At 71.9% G+C, this 15477-nt stretch carries 14 protein-coding genes; 7 read left to right on the forward strand and 7 right to left on the reverse strand.

Translation table 11 applies throughout. The features are described from left to right. The first annotated feature begins 102 nt into the window (after positions 1–102). Entirely contained in the window at positions 103–2388 is a 2286-nt protein-coding gene (locus BM339_RS23060; RefSeq protein ID WP_075022168.1) for a PA domain-containing protein, read from the forward strand. 89 nt (positions 2389–2477) lie between these two features. On the opposite strand, the gene BM339_RS23065 is transcribed toward BM339_RS23060, so the two are convergent. The 4 genes from BM339_RS23065 to BM339_RS23080 form a co-directional block, all read right to left on the reverse strand. Continuing rightward, positions 2478–2960, reverse strand: a complete 483-nt coding sequence (locus tag BM339_RS23065; RefSeq protein WP_021595052.1) for a hypothetical protein — start codon at positions 2958–2960, stop codon at positions 2478–2480. Between the two features lie 345 nt (positions 2961–3305). Further along, complete coding sequence (locus BM339_RS23070; RefSeq protein ID WP_075022169.1) at positions 3306–4982, reverse strand: serine/threonine-protein kinase; 1677 nt, start codon at positions 4980–4982, stop codon at positions 3306–3308. Between the two features lie 88 nt (positions 4983–5070). Next, complete coding sequence (locus tag BM339_RS23075) at positions 5071–6039, reverse strand: TIGR03557 family F420-dependent LLM class oxidoreductase (RefSeq protein ID WP_075022170.1); 969 nt, start codon at positions 6037–6039, stop codon at positions 5071–5073. Between the two features lies 1 nt (position 6040). Continuing rightward, positions 6041–6577 (reverse strand): ferritin-like domain-containing protein, encoded by a 537-nt coding sequence (locus BM339_RS23080; protein WP_075022171.1) that lies wholly within the window; start codon positions 6575–6577, stop codon positions 6041–6043. Positions 6578–6794: 217 nt separating this feature from the next. Here BM339_RS23080 and BM339_RS23085 point away from each other — a divergent pair, with 217 nt between their 5' ends. The 4 genes from BM339_RS23085 (at position 6795) to BM339_RS23100 (ending at position 9856) form a co-directional block, all read left to right on the forward strand. Continuing rightward, complete coding sequence (locus BM339_RS23085) at positions 6795–7016, forward strand: hypothetical protein (RefSeq protein ID WP_021598731.1); 222 nt, start codon at positions 6795–6797, stop codon at positions 7014–7016. Positions 7017–7113: 97 nt separating this feature from the next. Beyond that, positions 7114–7353: a hypothetical protein gene (locus BM339_RS23090; RefSeq protein WP_021598732.1), complete on the forward strand. Its 240-nt coding sequence runs from the start codon at positions 7114–7116 to the stop codon at positions 7351–7353. After that, on the forward strand, positions 7350–8699 hold the full coding sequence (locus tag BM339_RS23095; protein ID WP_075022172.1) for a hypothetical protein: 1350 nt from the start codon (positions 7350–7352) through the stop codon (positions 8697–8699). Before BM339_RS23090 ends, BM339_RS23095 begins: the two co-directional genes overlap by 4 nt. A 182-nt stretch (positions 8700–8881) precedes the next feature. Next, positions 8882–9856: an alpha/beta hydrolase gene (locus tag BM339_RS23100; protein ID WP_244938696.1), complete on the forward strand. Its 975-nt coding sequence runs from the start codon at positions 8882–8884 to the stop codon at positions 9854–9856. On the opposite strand, the gene BM339_RS23105 is transcribed toward BM339_RS23100, so the two are convergent. The 3 genes from BM339_RS23105 to BM339_RS50765 form a co-directional block, all read right to left on the reverse strand. Next, positions 9857–11071, reverse strand: a complete 1215-nt coding sequence (locus BM339_RS23105) for a PP2C family protein-serine/threonine phosphatase (RefSeq protein WP_075022266.1) — start codon at positions 11069–11071, stop codon at positions 9857–9859. 51 nt (positions 11072–11122) lie between these two features. After that, positions 11123–11611 carry an MSMEG_6728 family protein gene (locus BM339_RS23110; RefSeq protein WP_021598736.1) on the reverse strand — a complete coding sequence of 163 codons (489 nt, stop codon included), beginning with the start codon at positions 11609–11611 and terminating at the stop codon, positions 11123–11125. Between the two features lie 74 nt (positions 11612–11685). Next, entirely contained in the window at positions 11686–13494 is a 1809-nt protein-coding gene (locus BM339_RS50765; RefSeq protein WP_075022173.1) for a serine/threonine-protein kinase, read from the reverse strand. A gap of 299 nt (positions 13495–13793) precedes the next feature. Here BM339_RS50765 and BM339_RS23120 point away from each other — a divergent pair, with 299 nt between their 5' ends. Continuing rightward, positions 13794–14657, forward strand: a complete 864-nt coding sequence (locus BM339_RS23120) for a HalD/BesD family halogenase (protein WP_024935395.1) — start codon at positions 13794–13796, stop codon at positions 14655–14657. Between the two features lie 10 nt (positions 14658–14667). Next, positions 14668–15477, forward strand: coding sequence for a methyltransferase type 12 (locus BM339_RS23125; RefSeq protein ID WP_075022174.1), 810 nt, complete (start codon positions 14668–14670; stop codon positions 15475–15477).

Consider the following 15477-nt stretch of genomic DNA (forward strand, 5'->3'; position numbering starts at 1 on the left):
TTTGGCGGGTTCCCGCCATGGCGGAAGCCGCCATCCCCGCCCCTTGGATCTCGGTGATCACCGAAACGACAATCAAGATCCACTTTATGGGGAGGGATGGCCATGTGGCTGAAGACCGCAGCCGCTCTGGGAGCCCTGGGGTTCGGCGTCCTGGTGCCGGTCGCGCCCGCGGAGGCGGACGCCGGTCCGGCTTCCGCCCTGCGAGGGCAGAGCGGAGCCTATGACGTCACGCTGCCCACCGGGGACACCGTCCACGTCGAGGGCAGGGGCACGACGGTGACGCCCGGTCCGGGACGCGATCCCGCGTTCTCGGTCAGGCACGGCGGCGGTGACCTGTACGTCGTCCCGGACGACCGGCTCACCGACGACCCGGAGCGCTACAACGTGACGGCGCTGCACGAGCGCCGCCGCCCGGCCGCGCCGGCGCCGAGGGCGTCCGGTGAGCTCGTCGCCGTGCGCGTGAAGAGCATCGCGCGCGACGGGCGGCCGGGGCTCGGCACGGCCGGCTTCCTGAACGTCGCGGACGCGGCGCTCGGCAACGCGCACCGGCCGCTGCCCGGGAACCCGGACGGGCCGTGCACCGACGCCCGCTGGGAGGACTCCGGCTGCGTCCTGCTGCGGCCCGGCACGTACTCCGTGCTCGGCGTCATCAAGACCATGCCGTCGTGGGCGTCGAGCACCGGTTCCGAAAAGCCGCTCAACTTCAGCCTCGTCGGCTACCCGGAGATCGAGATCACCGGGGACACCGAGATCGTCCTCGACGCGCGCAAGGCGGAGGAGGTGACGGTCCGGACGCCCGGACACGCCACGAAGGCCAACCTCGGCGCGATCAGCCACCTGATGTGGACCCGCGGCACGGAGCGCGGCCAGGCCGTGAACGAGGGCGTCTACATGAACAGCAACGCCAAGCTGGAGGAGCGGGTGTTCCTGCAGCCGACCGCGAAGGTCCGCTCCGGGACGTTCGAGGCGTACACCCGGTGGCGGCTGGAGGCGCCCGCCATCACGATGCGGGCCCGGGGCCGCTCGCTGGACCCGATGTACTACCCCGCGAGCTACTTCAGCGACACCTCGGACCAGCTCCCCCGCCTGGACGGCAGGACGAGCATGCGCGTCGCGGACGGGGACCGGCCCGGCGCCGATCTCCGCGGCCGGCTCGCGCTCGTCCAGCGCAGGGACGGCGTGCCCGTCGCCGAGCTGTCCAACCGGGCCGCGAAGGCGGGCGCCCGCATGGTGGCCGTCTACAACGACAAGCCGGGCGTGAACGACGACCCGGGCGGCTACGGAACGCAGTTGAAGGTTCCGACCGTGCGTCTCTCCCAAGAAGAAGGACGTGCTCTCCTACGCCGGAACAACACCGTCGTGACGGCGGCGGGCGTCGTGGACAGCCCGTACCAGTACGACCTCGTGTTCCCGGAGACGGGGCGGGTGTCGAAGAACCTGCACTACGTCGCGCGTACCCGGGACCTGGCGCGGCTCGACAACGCCTACCACGGCACCGGCTCCATGACCACGGCCCGCTACAGCCTGCGTCCCTGGGAGGAGCTCTCGATCGCCTACGCCCAGCCGTTCACCGGCGCCCCCAGGACGCGCGTGGAGTACGTCTCCGCGGACCCGAAGACGACGTGGTCCGCCATGGCCGCCACGCCGGAACAGCCGTACAACCACGCGTTCCCCACGCCGAAGATCCCGCACGTCATGCTGAGCGGAGGTCCGGCGTCCGCGTACAAGCCCGGCTACCGGGGTACGCGAACGTGGTTCGAGGGCCCGCTCGCAGGCGGGGTCAATCCGCAGGCACCGATCGCCCGCAACGGTGACGGGATCCGCTTCAGCATGGGGCTGGTGGACGCCGCGGACAACTTCGCCGGGGCGTACTCCAGCTCGTTCCCGGACGGCTTCGTCACCGACTTCCGCGTCTACCGGGACGGCACGCTGATCGCCCAGACGCCCAACCGCGTGACCGGCACCCTGGCGACGACGCCGGACGACGCCGAGTACCGGGTGGAATGGAACTTCGCCAATACCGCCCTTTGGGCGCGGCAGTCCACGCGCACGAACACGTCCTGGACGTTCCATTCCGCGCACACCACCGACACGACCGTTCTGCCGCTGCTCCAGGTCGGTTATGAAGCCGATCTGGACCTGCGGAACAGAACCCGTTCTCGGACGCTGAAGCTGAAGGTCGACCGGCAGGACGACTCGCCCGCGCGATTGAAGCGCCTGACGCTTCAGACGTCGTTCGACGACGGCGCCACGTGGACGGCCGTGCCGCTGAGGAACGGCATCGCCCGGCTCCACGGAAAGGGAACGGTGTCGCTCCGGGTCAACGCCGAGGACGCCGCGGGCAGCACGGTCGCCCAGGAGATCGTCCGCGCCTACGAGCTGCGCTGAGGGCCGCGGGGCCGTGACCCCGGCGGGGACCGCCGGGGTCACGGCGCGGGGACCGGCTCGGCTGACGTCGGGCCGGCCGGGTCCCCCGATCAGGCCTGCGCGAAGTCGTAGGCGGCGGTGATGGTGGCGGAGGACGGGCAGAAGAACCCGCTGGTCTTGTTGACGGTCTGCTCGGTGAAGGTGGCGGTGACCGGGAGGTCGGTGCCGGTGAAGCCGCCGGTGATGCTGCCGGCGTAGGTGCAGCCGATGGCGCTCATGGAGAAGCCGCTGATGGTGGCGACCCCGTCGTTCAGGCTGCCGCTCCACGGCAGGTTCTGCGGGGTGACGGTCACGCCGCAGCCCTCGACGGACGCCGAGGTGATGGACAGGGCGCCGTCCTCGGCGATCGTGCCGGACAGCGTGGAGCCGGTGCAGGAGGCGGGGATTCCCGCGTCGATCGTCATGGTCCCGTTGAGGGTGGCCGTGAAGTCGCCGGCGGTCCAGGCCAGGGCGGGGGTGGCGGTCACGGCGACGGCGAGGGCCGCCGCGGCGAAGGCCGAGCCGAGCGCGGCCGTCTTCGTGGTGCGGGACAAGGGAGTCCTCATTTCGAACGGTGGGCGTCGCGCCTGCACCCGAAGGAATGGGGTGGGACGCCCCCGAATCCGCGCGCGGCACCGCCCGTGGCCAATGGACGGCGCTGCGGTCGTGAGTCGAGGGCCGGGAGCCGGGAACCGCCGTGTCCGCGTCGACGCACGGTTCCGACTTCCAAGTAGAACGCGTTCTACTTGGAAGATAGACAACGGCCACCATCCGGTCAATACCTGATCAAAATCTCTCATTCCCTCGACGGCGGACCGGCCGCGGCAATTACCCGAACCTGTCCGTAATTTACCATTAAGGTCGCCGTTTTCCAGCGGCGGCGGTCGCCGTTCCCGGGCTCAGCACACCTTGAAGGTGCGGGTGATCTCCTGGTGGCTGGGGCTGATGAGGACCATCCGGTAGCTGTGGGTGCCCTTGGACTCCGACTGCGCGCCGCCGCTGGAGAAGGACGGCTCCGCGGCCCACGAGATCGGGTGGCCGTCGCCGAGCCGGCCGTCGAAGTAGATGCTGAACTTGATCGGCGTCGGGTTCCGGCTGCCGGTGATCCGGTACCGGAGGTCGACGGGGCTGGGTTCGCAGGCGGCGCCGGTGCCGACCGTGAAGTAGTCGATCCGGGCGGTCGGGCCGCTCGTGCCGCCGCCGGAGCCGGAGCCGCCGCCCCCGCTCCCGCCCGAGCCGCCGTCCGAACCGCCGCCGGAGTTCCCGCCGCCCGAGCCGCTGCCCGAGCCGGAGCCCGAGCCGGGCTTCGAGGGACCGGACGAACCGCCCTTCCCGCGGCCCGGCGTGGACGCGGTGCCCGACGGGGACGGACTGCCCGAGGGCCCGGTCGTCGCCCCGCCGCCGGTGGCGTCCACCCCGCCGGGCCCGGTGCGCCCCTGCGGGTTGGTGCCCGTGTAGCCGGCCTGGTCGCGCTCCTCCGCCCCGGACGCGTCCGGCCAGAACGTCCAGACCGCGGCACCCGCGAGGAGCGCCACCACCAGGGCCGCCGCGCCCGCCCCCAGAAGGACGACGGGACGGCGTCCGGCGGACGCCCGTCCCTTCCGGCCGCCGTCGCCGACCGTGTGCGGCGCCCCGGGCATCGGGGCGGCCGCGGGCCTCGCCGCCGGCGCCGCGAAAGCCTGAGCGGGAGCAGGAGCAGGAGCAAGAGCGGGAGCGGGACGCGGCGGGTCGACCACCGTCCGCGCGTCGGCCGGGCCCGTCGCCTGGGTCTGGGCGCCCAGCAGGCGCAGCAGGACCGCCTGCATCGCCGGGCGCCGGGCCGGGTCCTTCGCCAGGCACGCGGTCACCGTGGCGCGCAGGGGCTCCGGCATGTCGCCGAGGTCCGGCTCGCCCTGCAGGACGCGATGCATGATCGCGGGGAAGGTGTCGGCGCCGAACGGCGGCCTCCCGGTGGAGGCGCAGGCGATCACCGAGCCCCACGCGAACACGTCGGCGGGCGGGCCCGCCGGGTCGCCGGCGAACTGCTCGGGCGCCATGTACGCGGGCGTCCCGATGATGCTGCTGGTCACGGTGAGCGGCGACTCGACGTCCCGGGCGATGCCGAAGTCGATGACCCGCGGGCCGTCCGGCCCGAGCAGGACGTTGGACGGCTTGAAGTCGCGGTGCACGACCCCGGCCTCGTGGATCGCGGCGAGCGCCGTCGCGGTCGCCACCGCGAGCCGCCGCAGCGCGGCGCCGTCCCGCGGCCCCGCCTGCTGGAGGGCCTGCTGGAGCGACGGCCCCTCGACGTACTCGGTCACGATGTAGGGGCGGCGGTCGTCCAGCGACGCGTCGAGCACCTGCGCGATGCAGAACGGGTCGACCCGGCGGGCCGCGGCGATCTCCTTGGTGAACCGCTCCCGGACGCGCGGCTCGGAGGCCAGCTCCGCGCGGAGCACCTTCACCGCGACGGGAACCCCGTCGGCGCCGTGGCCGAGGTAGACGACGCCCTGGCCGCCCATGCCGAGCCGCCCGGACAGCCGGTAGGGGCCGACGGCGGTGGGGTCGTCCGGGGTCAGGGGTTCGGTCTCCGGCATCGGGGGTGACTCCTGGAGGGGCGGGAGCGGGTTACGCAACCTTATTGGATAAATGATCTCGCTCCCCGCCCCTCCGGGAGACCGGCGGTCAGCCGAAGCGTTCGCGCAGCGCCGGGAGGAGGTCGGCCTCCGCCCACGTCCGGAAGTCCTTCTGGTGGTCGGCGCCGGACTGGCAGAAGGAGATGTGGGTGAAGCCCGCGTCCGCCCACTGCCGGACGGCCTCCAGGTAGTCGTCCACGTCGTCGCCGCACGGCACCGACTCGGCGACGTCCTCGGGCCGGACGGTCTTCGCCGCCGCCTCGAAGTTCACCGGGCCCGGCAGCTCCGCCATGACCTTCCAGGCCGGGACGGAGAACCTCCAGATGCGGTGCGCGCGCTCCTTGCACTCGTCGCGGTCGCGGCCGTAGGAGACCGGGATCTGGCCGTAGACGGGCTTTCCCGCCCCGCCCTCGGCATGGAAGACGCCGACGGTGCCCTCCACGGGCTGGTCGGAGATCAGCAGGTCGGCGTGCCGCGCGGCGAGCCGTCCCGCGCGGGGCCCGTAGGCGGCCATGCCGATGCGGACGGGCTCGTCGGGCAGGTCGTACAGCTTCGCCGAGTCGACGGTGAAGTGCCGGCCCCGGTAGTTGACGTAGTCGCCGGTGAACAGCGCGCGGATGATCTCGACGGCCTCGGCGAACATCTCGTGCCGGACGTCCACCGACGGCCAGCCGCGCCCGACGACGTGCTCGTTGAGGTTCTCCCCCGCGCCGAGGCCGAGCGTGAACCGGCCGTCCGACAGCACGCCCATCGTGGCGGCCTTCTGGGCCACGACGGCGGGGTGGTAGCGCATGATCGGGCAGGTCACGAACGTCATCAGCGGGATGCGGTGGGTGGCCTGGGCGAGGGCGCCGAGCACCGACCAGGCGTAGGCGGAGTGGCCCTGGTCCTCCAGCCAGGGGAAGTAGTGGTCGGAGATGACCGAGTAGGCGAAGCCCGCCTCCTCCGCCTCGACGAGGTCGGCGACGAGCTGCTTCGGCGGTGTCTGCTCGCAGAGCAGCGTGTACCCGAATTCCATGTCAGTTCCCCAGGAGGTCCATGAGGTCGTCGGCGTGCTCTTCCTCCTCGGCGAGGATCTGCTCCATCAGCCGACGGGTGGTGACGTCGCCGTCGCCCAGCCAGCGGATGATCTCCTGGTAGGACTCGATGACGATCCGCTCCGCGACGAGGTTCTCCTGGAGCATCCCCCTGAGGTCGCCGTCGTCGAAGGTCACGTAGGTCGTGTGGGACCGCGCGGCGATCGTCCGGGGGTCGAAGTCGGGGTCGCCGCCGAGCTGGCTGATCCGCTCCGCGGCGCGCATCGCGTGGTCGCGCTCCTCGTCGGCGTGCTCGCCGAACTCGGCGGCCACCTGCGCGCGGTCGATCCCGGTCGCGCTGATCGCGTGCTGCGCGTACCGCATCCAGCAGACGATCTCGGTCGCCAGGACGTCGTTGAGGACGCCGATGACCTCCTCGGGGCTCCTGCCGTACCCCGCGGTCACCGGGCCGTCCGCCATCTTCTGGCGGGCGCGGTCCCGGATCGCCGCGACGTCGATGCTGAAGCTGCTCTCGGCCATTCTCCCACTCCTCCCATCGGGCCAGGACGTAGGCGTCCCTACCCGGCAGGAGCCGCTCATGCCTCCGCCCCCCGCTCGCGGAGCCGCTGATCAACGGGCGCTTGGCTACGGCCAGTGACATCTGCTATACGTAGAGCTACCCGCTCCGATCGGGGCGGGGAAGGACATCCGGTATCCACCTTGGAATCCGGGCGTGACAAGGAAGAAAAGGAACCACATGAAGTCCTACAGCTACACCGAGCTGGCCGAGCTGACCGGCGAGGTCCTGCCGGAGCGCGCCGTCCTGTCCACCCTCCTCGTCGGTGGTGGCAACGGCGGCCACTCGATCGTGCCGAACTGCGCGACCAACGTCGTCAACCAGAGCGGCAGCCTCGGCCAGCTGCTCCTGGCGGGCCCGAACACCACCACCGTCGCCTGCAGCGGCGCCACGGTCGGCTGACTAGACCGAGCATGATCGCGGGCTCGCGCCCGCACGGAAGGGCTGGTGATTCCCGCCAGCCCTTCCCCCTCTTTCCGGACGATCTGAAAGCGAACCGATGAGCACAACGAACCCTCACACCCTCAGCTACGCCGACCTCGACAGGCTGTCGGGCGAGGTGCTCCCCGGGCGGCTGCTGCTGTCGGCCGCCGGCCACGGGGGCGACCTCGACGCGGTGTACGCCTGCCAGTACACCCACTCGGCCGGGACGTCCGGCGTGCTCGACACCGGGCTGCTCGCGGAGGCCGAGCGCACCACGGTGACGTGCTTCCCCGTCGTGGTCCACCACGGGTCATGAGCACCCCCGCGGACCAGGCCACCGGCGGCGCCGGCGCTCCGGCGGCGCTCACCCTTCCCACGATCGCCGACGGCGCCGAGTTCGCCGGCGAGTTCAAGAACTCCGGCTACCGCGAGCCGCCCCAGCTGGTCTGCCTGCCCAACCGCCAGCTCGTCCGGCTGCCGCCGCTGCTGTTCCTCGTCGCCAAGGCGCTGCACGACCACCGCGAGCTGGCCGGGACGAAGGACGTGACGGCCGCGCTCGACACCGTGGCCGCGGCGGTCAGCGAGCAGGCGGGCGCCCGGCTCACCGCCGAGCAGCTCGTCTACCTGGTCGACCACAAGCTCGCCCCGCTCGGCGTGACGACCTACAGCGACGGCACCCCGCCTCCCGTCGTCAAGGCCGACCCGTTCCTCGGGCTGAAGTTCAAGGTCGCCGTCTTCCCGGAGTCGGTCACCTGGTTCGTCGCCGGGCTGTTCGGCTGGCTGTTCAAGCCGCTGATCGTGGCCGTCGCGGTGGCCGGCGTCATCGCCGGCGAGGTGTGGGTGCTGACCACGCGGTCGATCGCCGAGGCGCTCCAGCAGACCCTGCTCGCCCCGGTGAGCATCCTGCTGATCATGGCGCTGGGGGTGCTGTCGTGCGCCTTCCACGAGGTCGGGCACGCGGCCGCCTGCCGCTACGGCGGCGTCCGCCCGGGGGTCATGGGGTGCGGCATCTACCTGGTGTGGCCCGCGTTCTACACCGACATCACCGAGTCGTACCGGCTCGGCCGCGCCGGACGGCTCCGCGCCGACCTGGCCGGCGTCTACTTCAACGGGCTCTTCGTCGCCGGGCTGATCCTGCTCTACCTGGCGACGGGGTACGAGCCGCTGCTCGTCGCCGTGCTCTACGTCAACATCGAGATCATCCAGCAGCTGCTGCCGACGCTGCGGTTCGACGGGTACTACATCATGTCGGACCTGATCGGCATCCCCGACCTGTTCAAGTACATCGGCCCCATCCTGCGCCGGACGCTCCTGCGCCGCCCGGCCGACGAGCGGCTCCGCGACCTCAAGCGCTGGCCGCAGGTCTTCGTCACGGCCTGGGTGCTGACCATCGTCCCGCTCCTGGCCGTCCAGATCGGCCTCATCGTCACGCAGATCCCGAACCTGGTGATGAAGGACTGGTGGATGATGCGCCGGCTCGCCGCCTCCGCGTCCGCCGGGGCGAGCCCGCTCGAACTGCTCACCTCCGGGCTCCAGATCCTGCTGCTGGCGCTCCCGCTGGCGGGCGTGCTGCTGATCCTCTACATGATGGCGAGCTGGCTGGTGCGGCGGGCCGTCCGCTTCGTCAACGCGCCCGTCCAGGAGACCGCCTCCCGGGCCTGAGCGGACCGCCGGGCGCGCACCGACCGGCCGGGAAATGCATTTTATACAATTTTGACGAAATGCTTGGGGCGGCCGGCCCGCGGGAATCCATTCCGGTGAGAAGAGAAAAGCGCTGACCGCGCCTCTCCTTTTTCCTGCAAAGGCCGGCCCATCCCCCGCCGGTGTTTCCGGAAGGCCCCGCATTGCTCCGCCGCAGTACCCCCGCCGTATGGCTGGGGGCCTTCGCCCTGCTCGCTCCCGGCGCCGTCGTGGATCGGTCCACGGCCTCCGCCGCGCCCCGCGCCGAGGTCGTCGCCGAGACGGCGGTCGCGCCCCGCACCGTGGACCTGACCATCGGGTCCCCCGCCATGGACCGCCGCGAGAAGGTCCGGCTCCTCCTGCCCCGCGGCTGGTCGAGGGACGCCGGACGCACCTGGCCCGTCCTGTGGCTGCTGCACGGCGGCGTCGACGACCACACCGCCTGGACGCGCGACACCGACGTCGCCGACCTCACCGCCCGGAGCGAGCTGATCGTCGTCATGCCGAACGGCGGCCGGTGCGGCAATTACTCCGACTGGTGGAACTACGGCCGCGGCGGATCCCCGCGATGGGAGACGTTCCACATGACCGAACTGCGGCACATTCTCGAACGGGACTACGGCGCCGGACGGGAACGCGCGGTCGCCGGCAATTCCATGGGCGGCCTCGGCGCCATGCTGTACGCGGCCCGCTTCCCAGGGATGTTCCGGGCCGCGGCGGCGTTCAGCGGGTACGTCGACACCCTGCACGGCCACGAGCCCGGCGACGGTTCGACCGGCTGGGGGCCGTCCTTCTCCTGCCCCGGCACCGACTGGCGGCGGGTGTGGGGCCACCCCGACCACCAGGCCGCGATCTGGCACGCGCACAACCCGGCCGACCTCGCGGGGCGGCTGCGCGGCGTCCGGCTGTGGGTGGCCAGCGGCAACGGGAAGGCCGGCTCCCTCGGCGGGATGCCGTTCACGGACCCGGTGGAGGCCGCCGCCCACGCCAACGCGCACGCGTTCGTGAAGCGGCTCCGCGACGAGGGCGTCCCGGTGACCACGCGCTTCTTCGACGGGCAGCACGACTGGCCGTACTGGCAGCGCGACCTGCACGAGGCGTACCCGGCGCTGATGAGGTCCCTCGGTCTCCCCGGCTGATCAGGTCGCGACCACGGGCGCGCCCGCGTCCTCGCGCCCGGACGTGCCGTGCCATTCGAGGACGAGGACGGTCGCGTCGTCGTCCAGGCGTCCGGCATGGTGCCTCAGAATGCTGTGGGTGAGGCGCCGGAGCGTCTCGGGGACGCCCAGCCCGCCGGCGTTGTGGCGGATGATGAAGTCGATGAACCGGGCGAGGCCGAACTCGTCCTTGTTCGGGTCGCGGGCCTCGACGATGCCGTCGGTGTAGAGCAGAACGCGGTCCCCCGGTTCGAGCTGCTCCTCGCAGACCTCGGCGCTCACCCCGAGATCGGTGCCGAGGGGGTGGCCCGGCTCGCAGCGCAGCGAGGTGACCCACCGGCCGCCCCGGATGATCACGGGCGCCGGGTGCCCGTGCAGGACCCACGAGAGCATGCCCGTCCGCAGGTCCAGGTCCGCCAGCGCCGCGGTCACGAACCGGCCGGAGGAGTCCTGTTCGAGCAGGATCTCCTCGATGGCGCGCCCGACGTCCCGCAGGGGCACGCCCTGCAGCCGGAGGTTGCGTCCCGCCGCCACCGCCAGGTTCGACGTCAGGCCGGACGCGGTGTCGTGGCCCATGGCGTCGAACACGCTGAGGTGCACGATGTCGCCGGCCAGGGCGTAGTCGAAGGCGTCGCCGCCGAGCTTGTAGGCCGGCTCCAGGGCGGCGCCGATCACCATCTGGTCGTTGGCGAAGCTCAGCGGCGCCATCATCCGCCACTGCATCTCGGCCGACACCGTCATCTCGCGGGTCCGGACCAGCCGGGCGTAGGTGTCGCTGTACGGCCCCTTGCTGACGATCATCAGGGCGACCAGGCCGGCGAGGTACTCGACGTCCTGCCGGGCCCGCTCGTCGTCCTGCGGCAGCGTGGCCCGCAGGACGCCGATGCGCTCGGTGCCGTCGAGGATCGGCGCCCAGTACCGGGCCGTCCCGTCCGGGAACGCCTGTCCCGCCACCGTCTGCACCGTCTGGAACGCCCGCCCCGCCACCGTCCTGTCGATCTGGAGGTCGGTCTCGGTACCGGCGTCCGGCCCCACGGCGGACGGCGTGCCGGGCAGCCGGCGCAGCACCGTCTGCTGGAGATCGACGACATAGATCTCCACGTCGTGCAGGCCCACCTTCGCGGCGTGCTCGGACACCGCTCCCGGTAGCTGCTCCATCGACATCAGATGGCTGGCCGCCAGCAACTCCCTCAGCATGGGCTCGCCGCCCCACATCCTCGCTCGCGGACGGTTCCGTATCCTGACCCTCTACCCACCTGCGGGTTTCCCATGTGGCCGCCGGTCCGAGGCGGGCCAGACGTAGGGCAGGTCGTCCGGCACGTCCGGGAAACGGGAGCGGTAGAAGACCGGATCCTTGCGGACGAGCGCCGAACGGTGGCTGCGGTGGAACGCCGGGTCGCCGAGCCAGGGAGGCAGGTCTCCCGCCACGGCGAGCCCGTCCTGGTCCCGCGGGCGCCGCACCCCCGTTCTCTCGGACAGGTCCGCCACCAGCGTCCCGGCGCAGGTGTCGCCGTGGCCGAGCCCGCACCAGCGGTCGCAGATCTCCAGGCCGTACCGGACGAGCGCCTCCTCGTAGCCCGTCCACATCCGCGCCGCCGGGTGGTGCCGCCAGCCGTACCCCGGCACCGTCAGCGCCCGCAGCACCTGGATGGTCTCGACGCGCTGCTTACCGAGCCTGCGCGGGTCGAGAACGTCCGCCGTGGCGGTGAAGTCCGCATACGGTAAGAAGGTCTGCATGACCGCCCCCTCGGTGCTCCAGCCCGCTACATACCCGCAGGTGAGCACCGGAACGTGCCGGCGGCCGGCGACCGTCAGGACGGCGCCGGCGACGGGTTCTTGGGCAGCATCGCGGCGATCTCGGGCTTCAGCAGGGACCGGACGCTCGCGTAGGAGCCGCCGAAACTCATGTCGCCGCAGCCGTCGCTGCCACCGGCCAGGTAGGCGAGCTGGAACTCGGCGGGTGTGAAGAACGCGCTCAGGCGGGGCGGCGTGGGTTCGGGACCGCCCTCGGTCGGGGAGAACTCGGCGAGCTTGAACCGGCCGTCGGCAGAGCAGTCCGACCACTTGCGCTCGAACCTCTTGTACGAACGCTGCCGCACGAGCGACTGGAGCCGGGCGACGCCCGCGCCGGTCAGCGTCGCGGGCGTGAAGACGTCCCGGGCGGTGAGCCTGCGGCCGGTGCGCAGGTCCACGGTGACGACCTCGCCGCCGGGCGACCCGTCGGCCTGCAGGCAGTTGTCGGTGACCTGGAAGTAGCGTACGGAGACCAGCCGCGGCCCGCGCAGCCCGAGCCGGGCCTCGGTCCGTATCTTCACCGGGTTCCCCTTGCAGCCGAAGGTGGTCGAGATCCGCCGCGACATGGCGATGAGGCGGTCCAGGGGGCCGCGCAGCTCGGCGTTGATCCGGCGCTGCAGCGCGGCGTCCTTCAGGCCGCTGACCGTAGCGAACTGCGCGTTCTGGATCTGGATCTCCGGATTGCTGAGCGTGCGGTTGTCGGCGGCCATCCGGACGACCGCGACGGGCCGGGGCGGCGGCTCCTTGCGGTCCTGCACCGCGTACACGGCGCCGCCCGCCGTCGCGGTGACCACGGCGACGCCCGCGGCGGCCATGGTGCCCTTGCCGGCCGCGGTGGCGAGGAACCCCTTGCTCACGGCGGCCCCGGCGCCCGTCCCGCCGCCGGCCGTCCCGCCGGCTCCGGAGGCGGACGCCGCGCCCGCCGTGGTCGCGCCCGCCGTGGTGGCGGCGGCCCCCGGGGCGACGGCGAGCGCGCCCAGCGGGAACAGGGCGGCCAGGGCGACCGCGGCGGCGGCCAGGGAGCGGACGCCGCGCTGCTCCCAGTCGCTCCCGTACGCGGCGGCGGCGGTGTTCTCAAGCCAGGTCACGAACGCCGCGGCGCCGGGCGGCCGCTCCCCCGGGTTCTTGGCCAGCCCCTGCAGCACGAGGGGCCGCAGCGGGTCGGGGACGTCCTTCACGTCGACCGGCACGTTGAGGTGCTGGTTCATCAGCGCCGCCGGCTCGGACGCCACGAAGGGCCGGTGCCCGGTAACGCACTCCATGAACACGCACGTCGCGGCGTAGACGTCGGTGGCGGGGGTGGCGGGGTCGCCGCGCCACTGCTCGGGCGCCATGTACACGGGCGTCCCCGAGCGCGAGCCCTCCCCGGCGAGGACGGCGACGCCGAAGTCGACCAGCTTGCTCAGGCCGTCGGACCGGACGACGACGTTGGCCGGCTTGTAGTCGCGGTGGACGACCCCGACGGCGTGGGCGGCCGCGAGCCCCAGCAGCGAGCCCTTCAGGACCAGCAGCGCCGCCTCCGGGGCCAGGGTCCCGTGCTCGCGCAGCACCTCCTTGAGGGACACGCCGTCGACCGCCTCCATCACGATCGCCGCGCCCTGGTCGCTCTCCACGAACTGGAAGAGGCGCGCCACGTACGGGCTGGTCAGCCGGCCGAGCATCTGCGCCTCGGCTCGCAGCGCGGTGATCGCCGCGGCGTCCCCCTCAGCGAGGTACTTGATGGCGACCGGCGTCCCGGACTCCGCGTGCCGGGCGAGGACGACCCGTCCCTGCGCCCCGCGTCCCAGTTCACGGTCCTCGGTGAACCCCGTCAGCCGCCAGTCCATCCCGTGCTCCGCCCTTCTTCGATCAAGCTCCACTGGACGGTGACGCCGCCACGTGCCGAAAGGTTCGCGGAAAGCCACGACGAGCGCCACCCCCGCCGGGCGCCGTCCGCCCGGAGGCGGGCGGTGAGATGGGACACACCTCCCCCGGACGGCGCGCGAGCCCGGGAACGGTCGAAGGCACAGGTCACGCCCCTCACTTATAGTTTTCTGACAAACCGCACCGGAAAAGCACAGCCATGAATTCACGGAAGGAATGTGCTAAAACGCGTCTGAGATCGGCCGACGCGGAAGGATCGTTCATGGGCGCAGCGGAGGCTCTCGGACGGGTGGTCGACACGGAGCGCTATCCGCTGGCCGCGCCGGGGAGCGCCGGGTGGGACGCGGTCGTTTCCCTGACCCGGAAGGACCTGGCGAAAACGGGGTGCTGCGTGCTGCCCGACTTCATTCGCCCGGCATTGCAGGACGCACTCCGCGCGGAATGCGCGGAGATCGCGCCGCGCGCGCATTACGACGTCGAAACGGTGAACGCCTACAACATCGACGTCGCCACCCCATTGCCGGAAGATCATCCCGGGCGTATCACCGTCGAGCGGGGCAACGCGTTCGTGGCCCGCGACCACATCCCCGGCGGCTTCATCGTCCACCGGCTCTATTCGAGCGAGCTCTTCCAGCGGTTCGTGGCGAGCTGCTTCGGGCTGCCGCGGGTGCACGAGCTCGCCGACCCGCTGTCGGGGCTGTGCGTCAACGTGGTCAACCCGGGGATGGAGCATCCCTGGCATTTCGACACCAACGAGTTCACCGTCAGCCTGCTGACGCAGGAGCCGGAGGACGGGGGCGTCTTCGAGTACTGCCCGAACATCAGGTCGGCGGAGGCCGAGAACTTCGCCGACGTGCGCCGGGTGCTGACCGGGAACGGCGGCGACCTCGTCCGCGGCCTCACCCTCCGCCCCGGCGACCTGCAGCTGTTCAAGGGGCGGTACTCGCTGCACAGGGTCGGCAGGGTCCGGGGGAACACGGCGCGGCACACGGCGATCTTCGCCTACAGCGAGCGCCCGGGGGTGATCGGCAGCGTCGCGCGCACGAGGCAGCTCTTCGGCCGCGTCCTGCCCGAGCACCGGGCGGCGGCGGGCGGCGCCGTCCGGGTCGACCGGCTGCTCGACTAGGAGGGCGTGCGTGCGCACGGACACCACAGGGAAGATCTCGCTCGACCACATCTACACCCGGCCCGATCCCCGCGACTACTTCGGCACGCTGCGCGGACTCGAGTACGACATCCCGCAGCAGGCCAAACCGCACTTCCAGCGGCTCATCGGCGAAATCCGGGAGGCACGGGAGCTCCCGTCCGCGACCGTTCTGGACATCGGCTGCTCCTACGGCATCAACGCGGCCCTGGTGAAATACGACGTGACGATGGGCGAGCTGTACGATCGCTATGCCGGTCCCGACGCGGGCCGGCACACCCGCGGCACGCTGCTGGCCCGCGACCGGGAGCTGCTCCGTTCCCGGGAACAGGCCGACCGGCTGCGTTTCCTCGGGCTGGACGCCTCGGAGAACGCCCTTTCCTATGCCCTCGAAGCCGGTTTCCTCGACGGAGCGGTCCACGCCGATCTGGAGAACGGCGACCCGACCGAAGAGCAGCGCGCGCAGCTGGCCGGAACGGACCTGGTCATCTCGACGGGCTGCCTCGGCTACATCACCGAGCGCACCATTTCCCGCGTCATCGACGCCGACCCGGGCCGCCGGCCGTGGATGGCGCACTTCGTGCTGCGCATGTTCCCCTTCGACCCGGTCGCCGAGACCCTCGCCGCCGCGGGATACGAGACCGTCCGCGTTGACGGCGTGTTCCAGCAGCGGAAGTTCGCGACCCGGGAGGAGCAGGCGCTCGTCCTGGACCGCCTCTCGCACGTCGGCGTCGATCCGAGCGGCCTGGAGACCGAGGGCCGGCTCTACGCGCAGCTGTACATCTCCCGTCCGCCCGGCTGA

This window comes from Actinomadura madurae (assembly GCF_900115095.1).
Taxonomy (GTDB): Bacteria; Actinomycetota; Actinomycetes; order Streptosporangiales; family Streptosporangiaceae; genus Spirillospora; species Spirillospora madurae.